Here is a 19499-nt window from a genome sequence, read left to right as displayed (position 1 = left end):
CAAATCATCTATTTTTTTCTTTATAAAAGGGTATCGGCGATTGGTTCTAACATAATTAAATAACAATTTTGGGCAGATTTAGTTAAATGAAGGTAAAAATGAATCCCTATGGAAAAACTATCTCTAAATTTGTAAAAACCAGGGTTAAATTTAATATATGTTCTAGCGAAATAAATTTTTTTATCGATTAAATCATCGATATTTTTAATAATTAATTTTTTCTCTAAAACATTATATTTGATATTACTCTCTTTATTGACTAAAACAAAATTTTTAACATATTGATCGGCTGTTTCAACGGCAGAAACACCTTTTAAATAGTTTTTCCAAATTTTACTTTTGGGCAATTTATGAGAATTAATCATTTTTTGTGGATCAAAATCTAAGGCAATTGGCTCTATAGGAATATTTTTGTTAACAGGGGTAAAAGATTTTATCATTTGGTGTTGATAAAATAGCAAAATAGGTGTCCAAAATAAAATCCCTACCAATAAATTAATGAAGATGGTTTTTATGTTTAACATTTTTTAACCTTTATTGTGTATTTTTAAATAAATATCATTACGTCAAGGGATAAAAGATCAATAAAAACTGCTTTTTTACTGATTTCTAAAAAAAGTATCCCTAAAAATAATAAACTTTTTTAAAATCACGTCATGAAAAAAATATTATTTTCTTTGGTTTTCCTCATTTTAACCATCTTTAAAACAAATAATATCAAACTTTGAACTCTTATTGTTACTTGTCTTGCAATTTTAAACAATTAATTATTAACCGTCTTTCATTCTCCTTTCAAATGCGCTCCATTAATGGCTTTTTCTTATGAAATTGATGTAAAAAATATTAAAAAAAGATTTAAATTATTGTATAATATTTTTGTATATTTAATATTGGCAGTCGGCATGTTTAAGTGCAAATCAGCCATGATACACATTTTAATAAACATGCAAATATTAAAGATCATGAAGGCAAAAACAATAACATGTATATGCCTGAACATCGTTCTTTATAATCATTTTTATTTGTCAAAAAAGTTAATTAATCCCAAAGATTTGTATTAAAATTTTTTTAGTGTTAATTAACTTTTTTGCTTTTTTACAAGCTTTTTATAACAAAAGATTAATAAAAAAATGATAAAATAAATATTGATACGGTTTATAATTTATATATTAAAAAATAAAGGTATATATTTTTTTTAATATCTTAAGAAAGTAATTATGTAATAATGATATGAAATTAGTTTTTCAATATATTTTTAAATACAAAAAGATAATATTATTAAATATTTTATCGGTTTTTTTGATAGCTTTGGGAGAAATCGGAATACCTTTTGTTATAGGTGAAATGGTTATTGAGCAAGCCTTATCAGACGAAGAATTTACCAAAGTTATTTTAATTTTAATTGTTTTAGTGATTTCTGGTATTTTAGGGAATTTAATCGTTAATTATTGTTCCTCTAAAGTATCTTCTTTAGTTTTTAACAATTTAAGCAGTGATGTCTTCCAAAAAATTCAAACTTTGTCAGTAGAAGATACGCAAAGTTTAGGTGTTTCTAGGTTAATGAATCGTAGTACTTCTGATGTAGATCAAATAGTAAACTTTATCGCTACTTTTTATAGAGCTGCGATTGTGGCGCCGATTATGTTAATTATTAGTTTAACCTTAATTTGTAAAATTTCTGTCCCTCTTTCTACTAGTATTATTTTTGCGGTACCTATTTTTATCATCATTTTAGCTATCGTGATGACTAAAAATTATAAATTATCCAAAAAACAACAAAAACAATTAGAAGATATTAACGCTAATATTCGTGAAAATATCACTGGCGTTAAAATCATTAAAACGTTAAATCGCTCTGAATATGAAGAAGAAAAATTTGCAAAAATGAATTCTAATTATAAGGATGTCATTATCAAATTATTTAATTCTATGTTATCCATTGAGCCTTTTTTCTATTTATTGTTGAATATATCTATTTTAAGTACGGCTTTTTATGGAGCTTTTTTATTGAAAACAAATCGTCAACCTGGTTTGAAATTAGGAGATTTATATAATGTGCTTAACTTGCAATACCACATTTTATTCTCTATTTTAAATTTCTTATTCCTATTTATGATGTTTCCTAAAACAGTGGTTTCTTCTAAAAAAATAGAAACTTTATTAGCGATGGAACCTTCTGTGCAAAATAATCCTCATCAAGTGGAACCATTAGAAAAAATTACTGATTTAGAATTTGATAATGTCAGCTTTAATTTCCCTAATTCTTCGTTTTCTATTTTAGATAATATTAATTTTAAAGCTAAAACTTCAGAATTAATAGCTGTGGTAGGTTCAACAGGGTCTGGTAAAAGTACTTTAATTAATTTAATACCTCGTTTGATGGATCCTACATCAGGTTCTATTAAAATCAATAATATAGATATTAAAAATTATGATGTAGCGACTTTAAGAGATAAAATCGGCTTTGTTTCGCAGAAAAACATTTTATTTAAAGGCACTATCGAAAGTAATTTATCTTTCGGTCAAGAAAACGCTGATGAAGTAGAAATGTTAGAAAAAGCGAAAATGGCTAAATCATACGACTTTATTCAAAGCAAAGAAAAACAGTTAAAAGAATTTGTTAGCGAATTAGGTTCCAATTTTTCTGGTGGACAAAAACAAAGACTTTCCATTACACGAACTTTTTTAAAAACTCCAGATGTTTATATTTTTGATGATTCCTTTTCTGCTTTAGATTATCAAACAGATTTAGCTATTAGACAAAACTTTGTTCATTTTAGAAAAGACTCTATTATTATCATAGTAGCGCAAAGATTAACTTCTGTTTTAAACGCTGATAAAATAATTGTTTTAGATCATGGTAAAGTAGTTGATATAGGTACGCATAAAGAATTAATGCAAAGATGTGAAATTTACAAAAACATTGCAATATCACAAAAAATAAAAGAGGTTTTATTGTGAAACAATTATTCAGTTATTTAAAAAAATTTAAAGCCAAGATCTATATCAGTATTTTTTTAATTTTTTTAGTAGCTCTTACTAGTGCTGCTGTGGTTATTTATGAAGGAAAATATGTCATTGATTATATTAAAACTCATTACAATGATGGAATGGATGAAGTAAAATTTCTAAAAACTTTAGGAATTGCTCTGTTAGGAAATTTATTATTATATGTGATGGCTACTATAGGTCGATTTATTTATAATAAATTACTGATAACTGCTATTCATAGTTCGGTGAAAGATTTACGCGAAGATTTACATAAAAAAATTCATAGATTACCGATCAAATTTTTCGATCAAAACGCGGTCGGAAATGTGATGAGCATTATTACGAATGATGTGGAAATGGTGGCTAATGGTTTACAACAATCCACTATTTCTTTAATTTGTGCTTTTTTTAACATGATTTTAATTATTATTGTGATGTTTTGGGCTAATTTACCATTAGGTATATTAGTGTCTTTAATGATTCCTTCTGCTTTAATCGTTATTTTCATTATGAATAAAAAATCCCGTAATATTTTCATTCAAAGATATGAAAAAACAGGTGAATATGTCGGTTTTTTACAAGAAAAATATACCGGCCATAAAGAAATCGCTTTATTCAATCAACAAGAAAATGTTATTCAAGAATTTGAAGAAATTAACACAGAATTAACACAAAATATTTTTAAATCCAACTTTATATCTGGTTTAGTAATGCCGATTGTGAGTGGTTTTACTTATATTATGGTTTCTTTAGTGGTTATTGTTGGGATCGTGTTAATGCGCGGAGAAACAGAAGTTAATAACCATTTCTTAGGTAAAATGGGTTTTGGAGTTATTCAATTAGGTTTATTTCAAGGCTTTATCCAGTATGTTTGGCGTTTAGGTCATCCTATTAACGATTTAAGTCAAATTTTTGTAGTTTTACAATCCACTAGAGCAGCCGGTAGAAGAATTTTTAGATTTTTAGGTGAACCAGAAGAAAAAGAAAAACCTGAAGCTTTAACTTTAGAAAAAGTAGAAGGATACGTAGATTTTTCTGATGTTTCCTTTAATTATTCAGCGGATAAACCTATTATTAAAAACATGAATTTAAAGGTTGATAAAAATAAAATGGTGGCTGTTGTGGGTCCTACAGGCTCAGGTAAAACAACTTTAATTAATTTATTAGTTAGATTTTATGATGCTACTTCCGGCAGTATTAAAATTGATGGCGTAGATATTCAAGATTTGAAAAAAGAAAATTTACGTGATATTATTGGAATAGTTTTACAAGATTCTTGGTTATTTAATGGTACTATTTTAGAAAACATCAGATATGGTAATTTAAACGCTACTGATGAACAAGTTATGGAAGCAGCTAAACAAGCTAACGTTCATGACTTTATTATGGCTAAAAAAGATGGTTATCAAACAGTAATTAACGAAGAAACAGCTAATTTGTCACAAGGAGAGAAACAACTCCTCACCATAGCACGTACTCTTTTGCGTAATCCAGCTATTTTAATTTTAGATGAAGCTACGTCCACTATTGACACTAGAATTGAAATGATTTTACAAGAGTCTATACAAAAATTATTGTCCGAAAGAACATCTTTTGTTATTGCTCACCGTTTATCTACAATTGTGAATGCTGATATAATAGTAGTTTTAGAAAATGGTGTAATTATCGAACAAGGAACACATCAAGAATTATTAGCAAAACAAGGGTTTTATTATAACCTTTATCAAAGTCAATTTCAAAAATCATAATAATAGTTTTAATTATGGTAAAAGAATAATTCTTTTACTCATATATTTGATATTTATCCATAAAAAAAGACCTTTAAAAGGTCTTTTTTTATTTTTAATACTTATTTCATCTCCTTCTTCTCCAGCTCCGCCACGGTCTATCATTGGAAGGGGCATTGTTTGGAGTTTGATTATCAGTCGATGTTCCTGTCGATTCAGGATTAGGACTACTTTTGGAATGATAATATAAAGTATTTATTTCGGCAGGAATGAATAAATTATCTACTAAATAAATTTTACTCTCTGCCTTAGTGCCTCTTATTTCATGATCTCTATGCAACATGTGTGTAAAACGATATTCTTTAAATTTAATTCTTTTTCCTTTAATTTTATTGTTTTTCATAATAGAGTAAAGGTCTTCATTAAGATCGACAATGTCTTCTGGAAGTAATAAATTTAAAGGCAAAGTGGAAACAATACCTTTAATTCGGTCTGTTGAGTGCGACAATAGAAGTTTGAATTCGCTTGCATCACCTTCAATGATTTGAACTTCTGCTTCTGGATATTTTTCAAAACGTTTTTTCAATACATTAGCAAAATATGTAGATTTTTCAATAACAACTATTTTCACTCTCTTATTAGAATAACGATCTATTAAATGTTGAGTCACATTACCAGAGCCGCCACCTAATTCAAGTATTACATCGCCTGGTCTCAAATCATCTGGATTCTCCACAACATCACTTAGTTTTTTTGCAGCATTAGGAGAAATAGGTGTAATAAAAGCGCCTGTATAAATATATTCGTTTTTTTCTTGCTTAGGACCGAAAACTACTTTTTTGGCATGTTTCCAGTCGTACCAACTGTAAGTAGTGAAATAAATCACTAAGAAAACAAAGAAGAACAAAAGCCTTTTCAAGTATTTGTTAAATCTTTTAGTAGTGGTAAAAATAATAGCAGAAGATAAAAGGGCAAAAACGAAAGCGATTTTAATAAATGAGCAAATTAAGTTTTTTTGATCATCTGGAGAAGCGAATAACACTTTCGCATTATCGTTAGCCAATGCATAAATAATAAAGTAAGCTAATGGATGGATAAAAACAATCCAAATTTTTTTCCAACGTAATTGAGTGTTAATATTTTTTAAATAAAAAATACTAAATAAAATCGGCATGATAACATATTCTAAATAATAAAACAAGTAATAGATATGCTTTTGTTTGATCGGATAAATTTTACTTTTGTCTTCTAAAAAGTGATTCAACACCAAAGCGTTTATCAAAATATTGACCAAAGCGATTAAACTTGCGGTAGAATACCAATTTTTATTTTTTGCCTTTGTAAAAGCGAAAATAACAACCATTAAAACCAATAAATTACTTTGTCTGGAAAAATAAAAAAAATCAACTATTTTAAAATCTTTTTGAGTGCTGATGTTATAACAACTACTTACGATCCCTAAAACAACAGTTACAGCAGATAGTATTAAAACAGAACAATTCAAAAATGATTTTTTTATTTTCGAACCAACAGATTTTTTAAATGTATTTTTATTGCTAGAATAATTCATTTTTTTTCATTTCCTTTAACATAATATTCGTATACTTCTTATATTATACGTTTTTTTTGTTTTTTTGCAAACTTTTCGCTTATTTTATGCCACTTTTCTTATGTTTTTTCTTTTTACAGTTAATCTTTATAATACATAAATACGCTTTAATGGCGTTCTTTCGGCATTTTTGATAATTTTTACCAAATAAACCCGAATAAGAACAATAAATAAGTCAAAACTATAAAATATACAAATATTTATCAAAATAATTCAACCCTTGAGAAAGAAGCGATGTTGAAAAAGAAAAAAGTTTAATTATTGAATTGTTAGAACAATAATTAAACTTTTAGAATGAAACAATGTTTTGGATGAAGAACAAGATATTTTGGGTAAATAATTATTTTAGCAAAAGGCGTTGGATAGGTTAACTTTTTAAAGTATAAATATCTATAGGGATAATGAAATTATCCACTAAATGTATATCTTTTTCTGAAGTAGTGCCATCTATTCGGTGTATTTCTTTCAATAAACATTTAAAACGATATTCTTTAAATTTAATCCCTTTGTTTTTTGTCATAATTTCAGATAAATCTTTATTCAGTTTTGCCATGTTTTCGTCATTAAATAAACTCAAAGGCAAGGTAGAAACTATCCCTTTAATTTTATTTATATCAATGTTTTTATCTTGCAAAAGATCAATTAAGTTAACCGCATCTCCTTGAATTATTTTTACATTTGGATAATCTTTTTCAGGAAAACGTTGTTTCAACAGTTTCACAAAAGCGGGAGAATATTCAATCACTGCCAATTTCAGGTCTTGTCCGTAACGTTCTAAGATATATTGAGTCACATTCCCAGAACCGCCACCTAATTCGATTATATAATCATCTTTGCCTAAATCTTTTTTATCAACAATATCACTTAATTTTTTAGAAGCAAAAGGAGACAAAGGGGCGATAAAAGCTCCAACAGTCTGAGAATCAACCATTTCTTCTTGGGCGTGTTTCCAATCGTAAAAACCATAAGTTGTTAAATAAATAATTAAGAAAATTAAAAAGAACAAAATGCTTTTTAAACATTTATTCATCTTTTTGTTCTGCATGAAAATCATACCCGAACTTAAAAATAAAAAAACAAAAATAATTTTAGCAAACATAAGTGATAAATGTTTTTTATCATCTGGAGAAATAAATATATCTTGGAAATTTTGCTGTTTAACTAAATAGTAAATAACGAAATAAATTAAAGGATGAGTCGCAACAAGCCATATTTCTTTCCATTTTAATTTTTTTTGCTTGTTTTTAGCATAAAACACACTAAAGACAATAGGCATAATAATATATTCTAAATAATAAAATAAGTAATAAACATATCTAGAATTGACCGGATAATATTTATTTTTATCTTCTAAAAAGTAATTGAAAAATAACGCATTAATTAAAAGGTCGATTAAAGCGATAAAACTTAAATAATTATAAAGAGGTTTCTTTTTCATTTTAGTAAAAGAAAAAATAACCACTATTAAAGCTAATAAATTGCTTTGTCTTGAGAAATAAAAAAGATCCATGACAGTAAAACCTGTTTGACTATCTTGCCAAGTATAAAAACTAGTTATAGAACCTAAAATAACAGTCATCCAAGCGATGATTAAAACTAAATAATTACCTAAGGAATTTTTTTTGCCATTAGTTAAAGATTTTTTAAAAGGAGATTCTTTTGGTAATTTTACTTTTTGATTTTTTCTTTTATTCATTTGTCCACTTTCTTATAAAAATAATTTTCATAGTTACTATTATACGGTTTTTTTTTTTTTTTTGCAATCTTTTCGCCGGCTTTATACAACTTTTCTTATGTTTTATTGTAATAAAAGTAAGCTTAGCTAATATAATCGTACTTGAATGACCTTTTATCGGTCTTTTTAGGTTATTGTGCAAAAGAAAGTAAAAATAAATAAATGAACAATAAAAAAATCAAATCAGTGAGGACAAATGTTAAACTACTGCTATCAACCTAAAATAAATCTCCTTTTATAAAATGACTGAGACCGGTTTTTTGAACTCGAATTTTTTCTAAAAAACCCCTTTAAAAACAAAACAAGCTAAACCGTTTATTCCTATGTGGGAAAAACAATTTAGCTTGTTTTTGAATACATCTGTTTAATTTTTGAGGTAATCACTTTTTTATTCTAATTCTAATCAGTTTAAAAGATATTTTTAAATTAAATCATCATTTATTAAGATCTTTTTGGTATGGGTAATTCTAATTTTTTATGATAAATTCGTATTATCGCTTTTCATGAGAGAGGAATGACTAATTAATATTTTTTTGACACCATGGTTTTCATCAAAAGAAATGGTAGCGATATTTTTTTGAATAGAAAGTAACACTCCTTGGCCGAAAGTTTGATGGATTAATTTATCACCTATTCGATAAGAATGTTTATTAGCGAAGTATTTATCAATTTTTTTGTTAAAGTAAGAAATTAACTGCATTTCCTGGATAAAAGAGACTGGTTTTAAGAAGAAGTGTTGCCCTAAAAGGAAACGAGAACCTGAACTGCTAATATATAATAATTCTTTTGCTCTTGTGATAGCTAGATAAGCTAAACTTCTGGCTTCTTTGATTAAAGTTTCAGAAGGAGGAGAAGAATCAGCATTCTTTTTATCTAATAAATTTTCCATAAAGATTTTATCTTCAAAACCAATAGCGAAAACTACTTTAAATTCAAATCCTTTAGTTTTTTTGATTGTAGAAAGAACCACTTTATTTTTATCATTAATCAATTCATCTTCATTAAATAAAGAAATTTTATCTAAGACAATCCTTAGTTTTTCTAAAAAAGTACCTTTATGATTTAAGTCTTCTTGACTAAAAATTTCTTGGAGACGAATGATATTGGCTTTTTTCTCTTGGTTGGCTAATTTTTTATCATAATTATTATAATGAGATAATTTTTCTTCTTGTTCGTTTAACATACGTGAATAACCAATAATATCATCTATTTTCTCAATTATATTCGATAAATTAGTCGTATCATCGTTAAAAATAATATCTTGAATCATTTCTAAAGTCTTTTTAAAATGAACAAATTTTGCCTTATTATTGTGATCTTGTGGGATATAATCAATAGCTTCTAATAAAGACGAAATATGATGTTGATTCGCTATATCTTCTAAAAATTCCACTGTTTTAATGCCTATTTGACGTTTAGGTATATTAATGATCCTTTTTAAAAAGAAATTCTGTTTATTAGAAAGAGCAACACGAATGTATGCGATCATATCTTTAATTTCTTTTTTTTGATAAAAAGAATAACTGTTTTTAATGGAATAAGGGATATTGTCTAAAAGAAAATGATTTTCAATATCTGTCCCTAAATGATTAATACGGTATAAAACACAAATATCATTATAATTATATTTACCTGTTTCAATTAAATCTTTAATTTTTTTAGTAATATATTTAGCTTCTTGTTTAGCAGTTAAAAAATCGTTATAAACTACTTTTTCGCCAGAATCATAAACACTTTGAAGTTCTTTTTGAAAAGGTTGATCTGGTTGAGATTCATAATTATGACCAATTAACATATTAGCTTTGCTTAAAATATTTTGAGTTGATCGATAATTAGCGTTTAAAGTATGGATAGCAGCGTTAAAATCTTTTTCAAACAATAAATGACATATAACATCTTTATCTTTAAAACGATAAATGGTTTGGTTTGGATCTCCCGCTAAAAAAATAACACTCTTTTTGCCGATCATTTGGATTAATTTATATTGAATTAAATCGATATCTTGAAATTCATCTATCAAAAGATAAGTGAATTTTTGCTGATAAAAAGCAGCTACCGAAGGGTTATTTTTTAATAATTGATAAGAATAAATAATTAAATCATCACAATCGACTAAATTATTAGTTTTTAAAAAATGACAATACTCATCATAAATTTGTTTCATTTCTGGGGAAATAAAATTTATTTCGTTATATTCTTTTTTTAACAAAAGATCATCCGTCTCATTAGTCGGGATATTATTAACAATTTCTTTTTTAGTGAGTTGTTTTTTAATTTTTGCAATATAACTTTGAATTTCCACTACTTTATATGAATCTTTATCAATGCCCAATTTTTTCATATTTTCTTTAATAATGGATTGTCCTTCAGTTTCACTAATGATAGTAAAAGAGGAGTCCATTCCGAAATTAAGTTGATCAATATATTTTCTTAAAATTTGGGTACTTAAAGCATTAAAAGTTTTAATAGTCAAATTATAAAATTCAGTATTAACTGTTTTTTTTAGATTTTTTTTCATTTCTTTAGCAGCATTATTAGCAAAAGTAATTGCTAAAATCTTTTCACTCTTAACGTTTTTTTGTTCCAGTAAGTAAGCTATTCTATTAGTAAGTGTTTTGGTTTTGCCGGTGCCTGGGCCTGCTAGAACAAACAAAGAACGATCAGGATAAGTAACTGCTTTTAATTGTTCTGAATTCAGATTTTTTAACCATTTTGGTTGCAACATATTTTTAAAACCTTCTTTTCGCAATTATTTCTTCTTTCTCAAAAATCAATTAATAAAAAATATTTATCTTATTCTTGGGTATATTTTTTTGCTATTTCTGTAAAAAATAAAAAATTTTCATATTTTAAAGAACTATTACCGGCTAAAATACCGTTAATTTCTTTTTGTTGTAAAAAAGCTTCTACATTAGAAACATTAACAGAGCCACCATAAATAATATTAACTTTTTGAGCCGCTTCTTCGTCATACATAGCAGCTATTTTCTTTCTTATTTGACCAATGTTGTAATTAGCATCTTCTGGGGTAGCACTTTTACCAGTGTTAATAGCCCAAATTGGCTCATAAGCTAAAGTAATATCTTTTAAAGACTCTCTGGCTACATTTTGAAAAATAGTTTCTAATTGGTTATTTAAATATGTTTGAGTTTCGTTTTTTTCTTTGACTTCCAAACTTTCTCCTAAACAAACCACAGAACGCATTTGTTGTTCTAAAACAGCTAAAAGTTTTAAATTAACTATTTCATCTGTTTCTTGGGAAAGGATTCTTCTTTCACTATGTCCGATTAAAACATATTTAACTCCTAAAGATTTAATATTTTGGGGAGAAATCTCTCCTGTAAAGGCGCCTTCATTTTGATAAAAAACGTTTTGAGCACCAATTCTTAAATTTTTACCTTCTATTTGTGTTAAAACATCTAATAAAGTAATTTGTGGAAAAATAATTGTTTCTACTTCATTTTTATTAGGTACTTTGTCGTTCACTTGAAAAATATAATTCAAAGATTCATCTTTGTTTTTGTGTAATTTCCAATTGCCTGCTATAATAATTTTTTTCATTTTTTTTCCTCTGTTTTTAAAAAGCTGTTACTTTTAATATTTTGGTCTTTTCTGAAGAATTGTTCAATAAATGGTATTCTTCATTAATAGATAAATAAAAAGTATCGTCTTTTTTTAATAAATAATGTTTTTTGTTTAAAACTAAAACCACTTCACCTTCTAAAACATAACAAAATTCATCATTGATTGTTCTTGTTTGAATTATTGTTTGTCCTTGGGGCTCTATTTCTATTATAATAGGTTTTATTTTATTTTTTTCTAATTTTGGAAATATATTATAAATAGTATGCTTTAAATTATGATTGGGCGCACTAATAAAATCCTCTTTGGTGTTGATTAATGATAAATTTTTCTCTTGTTTGAAAAAATCTGATACTGAAACGTTAAAAATTTCTAACAAAGGAAATAAAGTTTTTAAAGAAGGAGAAATTAAATTATTTTCGATTTGTGAAATATAACCGCTAGTAACATTAATTTTTTCAGATAATTCTTTTTGTGTTAATTTATTTTTTAACCTTAAAGTTCTAATTTGAAATCCAATATCCACTTCATCTTCCTTCTTGTTTATATACCTAATAAGAGATTTAACTCTCGGTATAAATAAATTTGTTGATTAAAATATTTTTTGGTATTATTTTTATTTTTTTTATGGTTTTTATATAATTCTAATTTGTCTTTTTGATATTTTAATCTCCATAAAATTTTTAAGAGTAATAATTTTATTTTACCTCGGAAAAGCTTTTTTTTACTAAAACGAACGGTTTTTTTATCAATTTTATTAATTTGTTTTAAAATAGAGTTCTTTTTTTGTAAAAAGGTTTTTTGACTATTTTCATAAGTTTCCAAAATAATTTTTTCTTTCTTTTCTTGGTTTTGTTTGATGATTTTGTTTTGTATAGGGTATAATTTTATTTTTTTAACCATTAAATCAGATTTTTTTTGAAAAGCGGATAAGATATCTTGAAATAAAAGCTTTTTTTCTTCTTCTATTTGTTTCATTTCTTGGATAAAATTATTCTCTATTTCTTTCCAAGTATCATCTAAATTTTCTTGAATTAAAGTAATTTTTTCTTTCATTTGTACTAACTGTTGATTAATAGCTTGTTGTTCTTTTTCGATGTTTTGTTTGATTCTCTTTTCTTCTTCTTGGACGGAGAAACGGATATTTTTAATTTGAGAGAAATGAATGTCTTTAGCAATATCTAAAAAAACATCAGTTAATAAAGAAATTTTATTATTATAGGTTAATAATAAGGTTTTCTTATGGTATTCTTGTTGAGATAAGGTATGACGATTATCTTTGGTTAATGAGTCATAATCTAGACGAGATTGATCCACGAAGAAGGTTAAATTATGCCAAAAAGACCACCAATAATTCCAAAACTTTTTTTCTTTGAATTTATTTGCTATTTGGGATAAAAAAGTTTTTTTAGCGGACGTTTGATTAATGGTAATAATTTGTTGAAACATTTTATTTTGATAAAAATTCTTTTTTTGTAATATTTTATTTTGTATTTTTCGTAAAGTGTTGATTTGACTTTCTTTTTGTTCGTTATTGATCTTCTTTTTTTGTTGCCAATCGTTTAATTGTTCTTTCCATGATTGATAAAGATTATTAGAAATTTTAATTTTTTTATCAAAAAAAGCGAAAAAATTATGATGAGGATTATCATATTGAAATTGGACATTATGAACTAAATCACGAATAAAAGAAATATTTTTATCATAATATTCTAAAATAACATGGATTAAATCAATTTTTTCTTGTATCAATAACTCTTCAAAAAGATAGATTTCTTTTTGCAAAAGATAATGGGAATCAAAGTGTTTGTCGTGAATTTGATCAATAAAAAATTGTAACAAAGAGCTCACTTCTTCAAATTCTTCTGTATCAAATAAGACTTTCGTTTTATTATTGTTTAAATAATGATTTAATTTATCTTGCATCATGTTGATCAAATCATTTTGTCGGTTATTACCTTCATTAAGATGAATAATAAAAGCAATTAATTTTTTTAAATTATTTTTTTGATTAATAAAACTTTTTTCTATGATATTTTCTATTTTGATTTGTTGAACTTTCATACGAAATAATAAATTTTCTTGTTGTTGTTTATAGTTCATATTTTCAAAATGTATTTTATGTTCTTGATTAACATGTAGATGTTCTAAATCTTCTTTTAAACGTTGTATTTGTTTATGATTTTGAATTATTTTAGCATAATATTCAGATGTAATTTTAATTTTTTCAATTTTTAACTGCATCTTTAATAAATATTTTTTATGTTGCGTTTTATGTTTTAAAAATAAAACTTTTCTTTGAAATTCTAAATTGTTAATTTTTTTTTGTATCTCTTGATTTTTTTGTAAAAATAAATATTCTAATTTGTTTTTAGCGTATTCTTCTTGTCTTTCGATTTTAATCATTTCATAATGTTTTTTAACATCTATTTGTCTTAATTCAATATCTAGCATTTTAATTTGTCGGCGATATTCATGATTAATTAATTCTTTTTCTTGTTTACGAATTAAATGTTGGTTATAAATCTCCATGTCCGTAATTTTAACAAAGATTTTTTTTTCTAAAGCAATAATGTTTAAAGCTTTATTGTAAAGAAATTTTAACCAAAAATATTTTTTACGCCAAATATTTAAATCTTTATAATAACGGATTTCATTTTGCATCATTTCTTTTATTAAAGATAAAAAACATTTTTCTTTTGTTTTAGGTACTGATTCTAGGAAAAAAAACATCATTAATTTTTTTTCTGCAAATAGCATCTGTTTTTTTTCTTCTAAAGTTTGTTTATTGTGCGCAAAAGTGTTTTTTTCTTGATCAAAGATTTTATTATGATCCGCTAATTTATTTTGAAAAAGATCATTTATTTTTTGCATTTTTTCCGCAAAAATATTATTTTTCTTAATCTCTTTTTGGTTAATGTGAACTAAATTCTTTTTATGATTTCTTTCTAGTTTCTCTAAATTAGCGTTTAAACCGTTTTTTAAAGCAATAATTTGTTTATTAATTAATATATTTTTTTCATGAAAAGATTGATAGGTTTCACTGGTTTTGAATTTAGTTTTTTCTGAAATTTCTAAATGTTTTTGTAAAAAATTATTTTGTTCTTTTTCTTGTTCTGTATTTGTTTTTTGTTCCAAAAAAATAATATTGTCTAAATCAGTTTGTGTTTTTTGTTTTAGAGAATCAATATTTTGTTCAAATGAAGCGTTAATTTTTTTTTTAGCAAAATTATTGTTTTTAATTTTTTTACTTAATTCTTTAATGTATTTGCGTTCTTTTTTATCTTTTTGAATAAAATTAGTGTATAAAATACTTTGAAATTTATTTTTAATATAAGATAGGTTATTACGATGATCAATGTTTAAATCTTTTAATTTAAGAAAAATTTGTTGATTTAATGTTTTAGTTTGTTGATCGATTTCTTGTTCAAAAGGCAGACTTTGGGCCTGATAATCATAAGGAAAGGAATTGTGGTTTTGTAAAAGATTATTCAAATAATTTAACACAAATAATAAATTATTTTGAGAAAAATCTTTATTATTTTTTTCAATATCAGTTATAGAAGAAACATTTTTTTGATTAAAAGACATATTCATTTTATCCTCGTTACCCTAATATTAATACTTATTATATATTATAACACACTAAAACATAAGATAATAATATTTAAAATGTTATAATCAAATAGAGAGCAGCTCGAGGTGTAAAAATGTATTATTATATTAAAGGTAAAATTGTGGAAATTAATAAAAATAGCGTTATTGTTGATAATCATGGCATTGGTTATCATATTCATTTTTGTAACCCTTATTTGTTCCATATAGAACAAGAAGTAAAATTATTTCTTTATTATTATATTAAAGATAATATCCGTGATTTGTATGGTTTTACAGAAATGAAATTTCTGGCTTTTTTTAAAAAATTAATTTCTATTCCAGGAATAGGACCTAAAAGCGCTATTGTGATTACCAATACAGAATTTTTTCAAGAAACACAAACCGCTATTGAACAAAATAACATCGCTTATTTGATGAAATTCCCTGGTATTGGTAAAAAAACAGCTCAACAAATTATTTTCCATTTACAAAATAATTTAGTTACTCCGAAAACACAAGCCAACACTTTCGTCCTCAACCCTAAACAAACTGATGTGAAAGACGCTTTGATGAATTTAGGTTTTAACGCTAAACAAGTCGAAAATATCATATATAAAATAGATTCTAACCAAAGTTTAGAATTAATGATAAAAGAGGCTTTAAAACTTTTAATTAATAAATAAAAGGATTAAAAAAAGAACATGAACACTAAAGATATTGTCAACGAAGAAATCAAAATAAATAATAAAGATGAACAATTTTTAAGACCGCAATTGCTAAACCAATACGCAGGACAACCAAATATTAAAAATATTTTAAGCGTCTATATTAAAGCTGCCCAAAAAAGAAAAGAATCGTTAGATCATCTTTTATTTTACGGTCCGCCTGGTTTAGGAAAAACCACTTTAGCTAAAATTATAGCTAACGAATTACAGGTTAATTTTAAAATTACCAGTGGAGCGGTGGTAGAAAAAGCCGGAGATTTAGCCGCTATTTTAAGCAATCTTCAACCCGGAGATGTTTTATTTATTGATGAAATCCATCGCTTGCCGAAAAATATTGAAGAAATTTTATATGCCGCTATGGAAGATTATGTTTTAGACATTATTATTGGTAAAGAAAACGAAAGACGTACAGTGCGTATTGATTTGCCACCTTTCACTTTAGTAGGAGCGACCACTAAATTCGGTCATATTTCTTTCCCTTTAAGAGACCGTTTTGGCTTAATTTTAAAATTAAATTATTATAATGAAAAAGAGTTAAAATTAATTTTAAAAAGAACCGCTTCGGTGTATGGTAACCAAATAGAAGAAAAAGCTTTAGCAGAATTAGTGAAAAGAAGCAGAGGAACGCCTAGAATCGCTAATCGTTTATTCAGAAGAGTAAGGGATTTTGCTGAAATTTATTCTAATAAAGTTCTTACTCATCAAATCACCTTAGAAACCTTAGAAAAACTACAAATTGATTCTAACGGTTTAAACGAAACAGATTATAATTATTTAAACACATTAGTGAATAAATTTAACGGCGGTCCAGTCGGTATTAAAAATATTGCCGCCACTATCGGAGAGGAAATATTTACCATCGAAGAAGTTCATGAACCGTTTTTAATTAAAGAAGGTTATATCAAAAGAACTTCTCAAGGGAGAATTGCCACCGATTTAACCGCCCAATTATTAAAACAAAAAAATATTCATAAAAAATAATTTTATCCATTTATCCATTATGATTTCAAAACAACCTATGAAAGAGAAAAAACTCAATTGCTTGTTATATTTAACAAACAATTGAGTTTTCTTTTTATATACTGTCTTTTGCCAGAAATTAAAAACCTTCAAAAAACGCTTTTGATTTAGGAAATTTATTCGTTTCAAAAATTTCTTTGGGAGTTCCTTTTTCCACTATGACGCCTTTTTCTAAAAAACAAATAGTGTCAGACACTTTTTTAGCAAAATTCATCTCATGAGTAATAATGATTAAAGTAATTTTCTTATTATCAGATAGTTTTTTCAAAATAGTTAAAACTTCATGAGTTGATTCAGGGTCTAAAGCGGAGGTTGGTTCATCCAATAAAAGGATTTGTGGTTTCATACACAAAGCACGAGCAATCGCGACTCTTTGTTTTTGTCCACCAGATAATAAATTAACATCATAATGGGCGAATTTTTCTAAATTCACTTCCGCTAATTTTTCCATCGCTATTTTTTCTGCTTCTTCGCGAGTCTTTTTACCCACTTTCATAGGAGCTAAGCAACAATTTTCTAAAACCGTTTTTTCTTCAAATAAAGCGAAATTTTGAAAAACCATCCCTACTTTCGCTCTTAATTCGGCTAAATTAACATTTTCAGCTAAAATATTTTGTTTATCAATAGTAATAGTGCCGGAATCAGGAGTTTCTAATAAATTTAAACATTTCAAAAAAGTCGTTTTACCAGAACCTGAATGACCGATAATAGTAACAATTTCTTTATCTTTGATATTTAAATTCATATCTTTTAAGATATAGTTATTATTGAATTTTTTTTGTAAATTTTTAATTTGTACTAGATATTCCATGATTTACCTCTTTCTTTTTTTCTAATTGTTTCATTATAAAATTAGCACTTAGAATGATCACTAAGTAAATGACACTTGCCGTGAAGAAAGGTAAAACTGGATCCATATCTATTGACATTTTTTGTTTCGCAATATACATTATATCCACAACACCCACAATTTGCAAGAAAGCAGTTTCTTTCACATTGGTGATGAATTGTTTCGCAATATCGGGACGAGATCTTCTGATTGCTTGTCCAAAAACAACATATCTAAATGTTTGTCGTTTATTCATTCCTAACGCGTAAGCGGCTTGGATTTGTTCTTGGTTTAAAAATTTAATCTTATTCATAATAGCAATTGCCATATTAATACCAGCATTAACCGCAATAACGATTAAACCTGCATATAATGGAGTTATTTTAAAGAAATAATCTTTATATTTGTCACTACCGGCGACATAGTAAACCATTAAAACTTGAGCCGCTATTGGAACACCGTTGAAAACAGCAAACATTCCGTCTAATGTTTTAGAAACACCATTTTTAACGTAATAACTCCAATTTTTCTTTTTATTTTCTTTATTGTTTTCTTGGATTAGAGCTTTGATTTGAACTAGAACTACAGCTAAGAAGAAACCGATAATCAAACCATCAACTGCTAACACTAAAGAAGCCATCGTTCCTCTTATGTAAAATTTTAAACCAGAGAAGAATTTACCTATAAACGATTGTTCTTTTGGTTTGCTGGCTTTGGCATCATCTAAAGCCTTATTAATCAAGTTTTCGTGGTAATTTTCTATTTCTCTAATAGCTTGTTTGATTGTTCCTTTTTTATTTTCTTCAGTTGTAGTAGATAGTTTTTTTCTTAATTCTTTAATGCTGTAATCTTGACCATCGATTTTACGATGTACTAGATCTTTAATAGCTTGGTCAATTTTTCCTTTTAATTCTGTATTGTCTTTTTTCATAAAAATAGAGAATGGAGGTACTTCTACTTGTTGTTGTAAAGACGGATCGTTGGGAACTATTCTAATAGCTTTAGTTTTTTCAGGGAATTGAGATTGCAAATAACTAATTGCTTCATATTCCACTACATAAGCATCTTTATTACGGTTCAAAACTTCTTGAGCTAAAGTGAAACTGTCCTGCGGTCCATCAGAAGATTCCATTGGATGTGCTTGATAATGAGGTTCATTGTTAAAACGTTGTTGAGATAAATGATCTTTTATTGAGGGTAATATGTGCGATTGATAAACCGTACCGCCCATAGTATGTATTTTAATAGGTTTTGTGTAAAATTTATTATTAGCATCAACTGCTAATCGATCTAAATTATCTAAAGTACTTTTATTTGGTATGTCTGAGAATCTTGGATCGTCGCTGCGCACTAACATTCCCATATCAGGGTACAAATAAGGGATACTAGGTGTGGCTATTTCTTGTCTTTCTGGAGTTAAACCCATTGCTGTAATAGCGACATCAAACGTTCCATTGTTAATTGAAGGGATCAACGCACTAAAATCAACTGCATGCAATTGAACTTCGTCATAACCCATTTTTTTCGCTATTTCTTCTATAATATATATATCGTGACCACTAGCATTCTGTTTGTTATTAAAAGTTAATTTACCATTTGGCGAGCCTTCTATACTTATAAAAGCGATCGGCGCGTATTGTGGAAAAATACCTGCTTTTAAAACTTTTTTGTTGCTAACATCATC

The 19499-nt window shown here is 26.4% G+C and carries 13 protein-coding genes; 4 read left to right on the top strand and 9 right to left on the bottom strand.

Features of this window, described 5'->3' with window-relative positions:
- Positions 1-20 precede the first annotated feature (20 nt).
- Positions 21-524, bottom strand: coding sequence for a hypothetical protein (locus HR065_RS01175; protein WP_178734096.1), 504 nt, complete (start codon positions 522-524; stop codon positions 21-23).
- 706 nt (positions 525-1230) lie between these two features.
- Between HR065_RS01175 and HR065_RS01170 the strand changes: the two genes are divergently transcribed.
- Both HR065_RS01170 and HR065_RS03760 read left to right on the top strand, forming a co-directional pair.
- Positions 1231-2961 carry an ABC transporter ATP-binding protein gene (locus HR065_RS01170; RefSeq protein WP_178734095.1) on the top strand — a complete coding sequence of 577 codons (1731 nt, stop codon included), beginning with the start codon at positions 1231-1233 and terminating at the stop codon, positions 2959-2961.
- Positions 2958-4739, top strand: a complete 1782-nt coding sequence (locus tag HR065_RS03760) for an ABC transporter ATP-binding protein (protein ID WP_178734094.1) — start codon at positions 2958-2960, stop codon at positions 4737-4739. Before HR065_RS01170 ends, HR065_RS03760 begins: the two co-directional genes overlap by 4 nt.
- Before the next feature lie 106 nt (positions 4740-4845).
- On the opposite strand, the gene HR065_RS01160 is transcribed toward HR065_RS03760, so the two are convergent.
- From HR065_RS01160 to HR065_RS01135, 6 genes are all read right to left on the bottom strand, one after another.
- Positions 4846-6288, bottom strand: a complete 1443-nt coding sequence (locus HR065_RS01160; RefSeq protein ID WP_178734093.1) for an rRNA adenine N-6-methyltransferase family protein — start codon at positions 6286-6288, stop codon at positions 4846-4848.
- 406 nt (positions 6289-6694) lie between these two features.
- Complete coding sequence (locus HR065_RS01155) at positions 6695-8023, bottom strand: rRNA adenine N-6-methyltransferase family protein (RefSeq protein WP_178734092.1); 1329 nt, start codon at positions 8021-8023, stop codon at positions 6695-6697.
- Between the two features lie 514 nt (positions 8024-8537).
- A complete protein-coding gene (locus HR065_RS01150) occupies positions 8538-10787 on the bottom strand; it encodes an ATP-dependent helicase (RefSeq protein ID WP_178734091.1) in 2250 nt (749 codons plus the stop codon).
- Between the two features lie 68 nt (positions 10788-10855).
- Complete coding sequence (gene tpiA, locus HR065_RS01145) at positions 10856-11623, bottom strand: triose-phosphate isomerase (RefSeq protein WP_178734090.1); 768 nt, start codon at positions 11621-11623, stop codon at positions 10856-10858.
- A 16-nt stretch (positions 11624-11639) separates the two neighbouring features.
- Complete coding sequence (locus HR065_RS01140) at positions 11640-12170, bottom strand: helix-turn-helix domain-containing protein (RefSeq protein ID WP_178734089.1); 531 nt, start codon at positions 12168-12170, stop codon at positions 11640-11642.
- Between the two features lie 17 nt (positions 12171-12187).
- Positions 12188-15235 carry a hypothetical protein gene (locus HR065_RS01135; protein WP_178734088.1) on the bottom strand — a complete coding sequence of 1016 codons (3048 nt, stop codon included), beginning with the start codon at positions 15233-15235 and terminating at the stop codon, positions 12188-12190.
- Between the two features lie 119 nt (positions 15236-15354).
- Here HR065_RS01135 and ruvA point away from each other — a divergent pair, with 119 nt between their 5' ends.
- On the top strand, positions 15355-15924 hold the full coding sequence (gene ruvA, locus HR065_RS01130; protein ID WP_178734087.1) for a Holliday junction branch migration protein RuvA: 570 nt from the start codon (positions 15355-15357) through the stop codon (positions 15922-15924).
- A gap of 18 nt (positions 15925-15942) precedes the next feature.
- Positions 15943-16947 (top strand): Holliday junction branch migration DNA helicase RuvB, encoded by a 1005-nt coding sequence (ruvB, locus tag HR065_RS01125; protein WP_178734086.1) that lies wholly within the window; start codon positions 15943-15945, stop codon positions 16945-16947.
- A 118-nt stretch (positions 16948-17065) separates the two neighbouring features.
- Here ruvB and HR065_RS01120 read toward each other — a convergent pair whose 3' ends face one another.
- Positions 17066-17797 (bottom strand): amino acid ABC transporter ATP-binding protein, encoded by a 732-nt coding sequence (locus HR065_RS01120; protein ID WP_178734085.1) that lies wholly within the window; start codon positions 17795-17797, stop codon positions 17066-17068.
- Positions 17775-19427, bottom strand: a complete 1653-nt coding sequence (locus HR065_RS03755; RefSeq protein WP_308704502.1) for a transporter substrate-binding domain-containing protein — start codon at positions 19425-19427, stop codon at positions 17775-17777. The genes HR065_RS01120 and HR065_RS03755 overlap by 23 nt, the downstream gene beginning before the upstream one ends.
- Between the last annotated feature and the right edge of the window lie 72 nt (positions 19428-19499).

It is taken from the genome of Candidatus Phytoplasma pruni (assembly GCF_013391955.1).
GTDB lineage: Bacteria > Bacillota_I > Bacilli_A > Acholeplasmatales > Acholeplasmataceae > Phytoplasma.
This window is presented reverse-complemented; position numbering and strand designations above follow the sequence as displayed.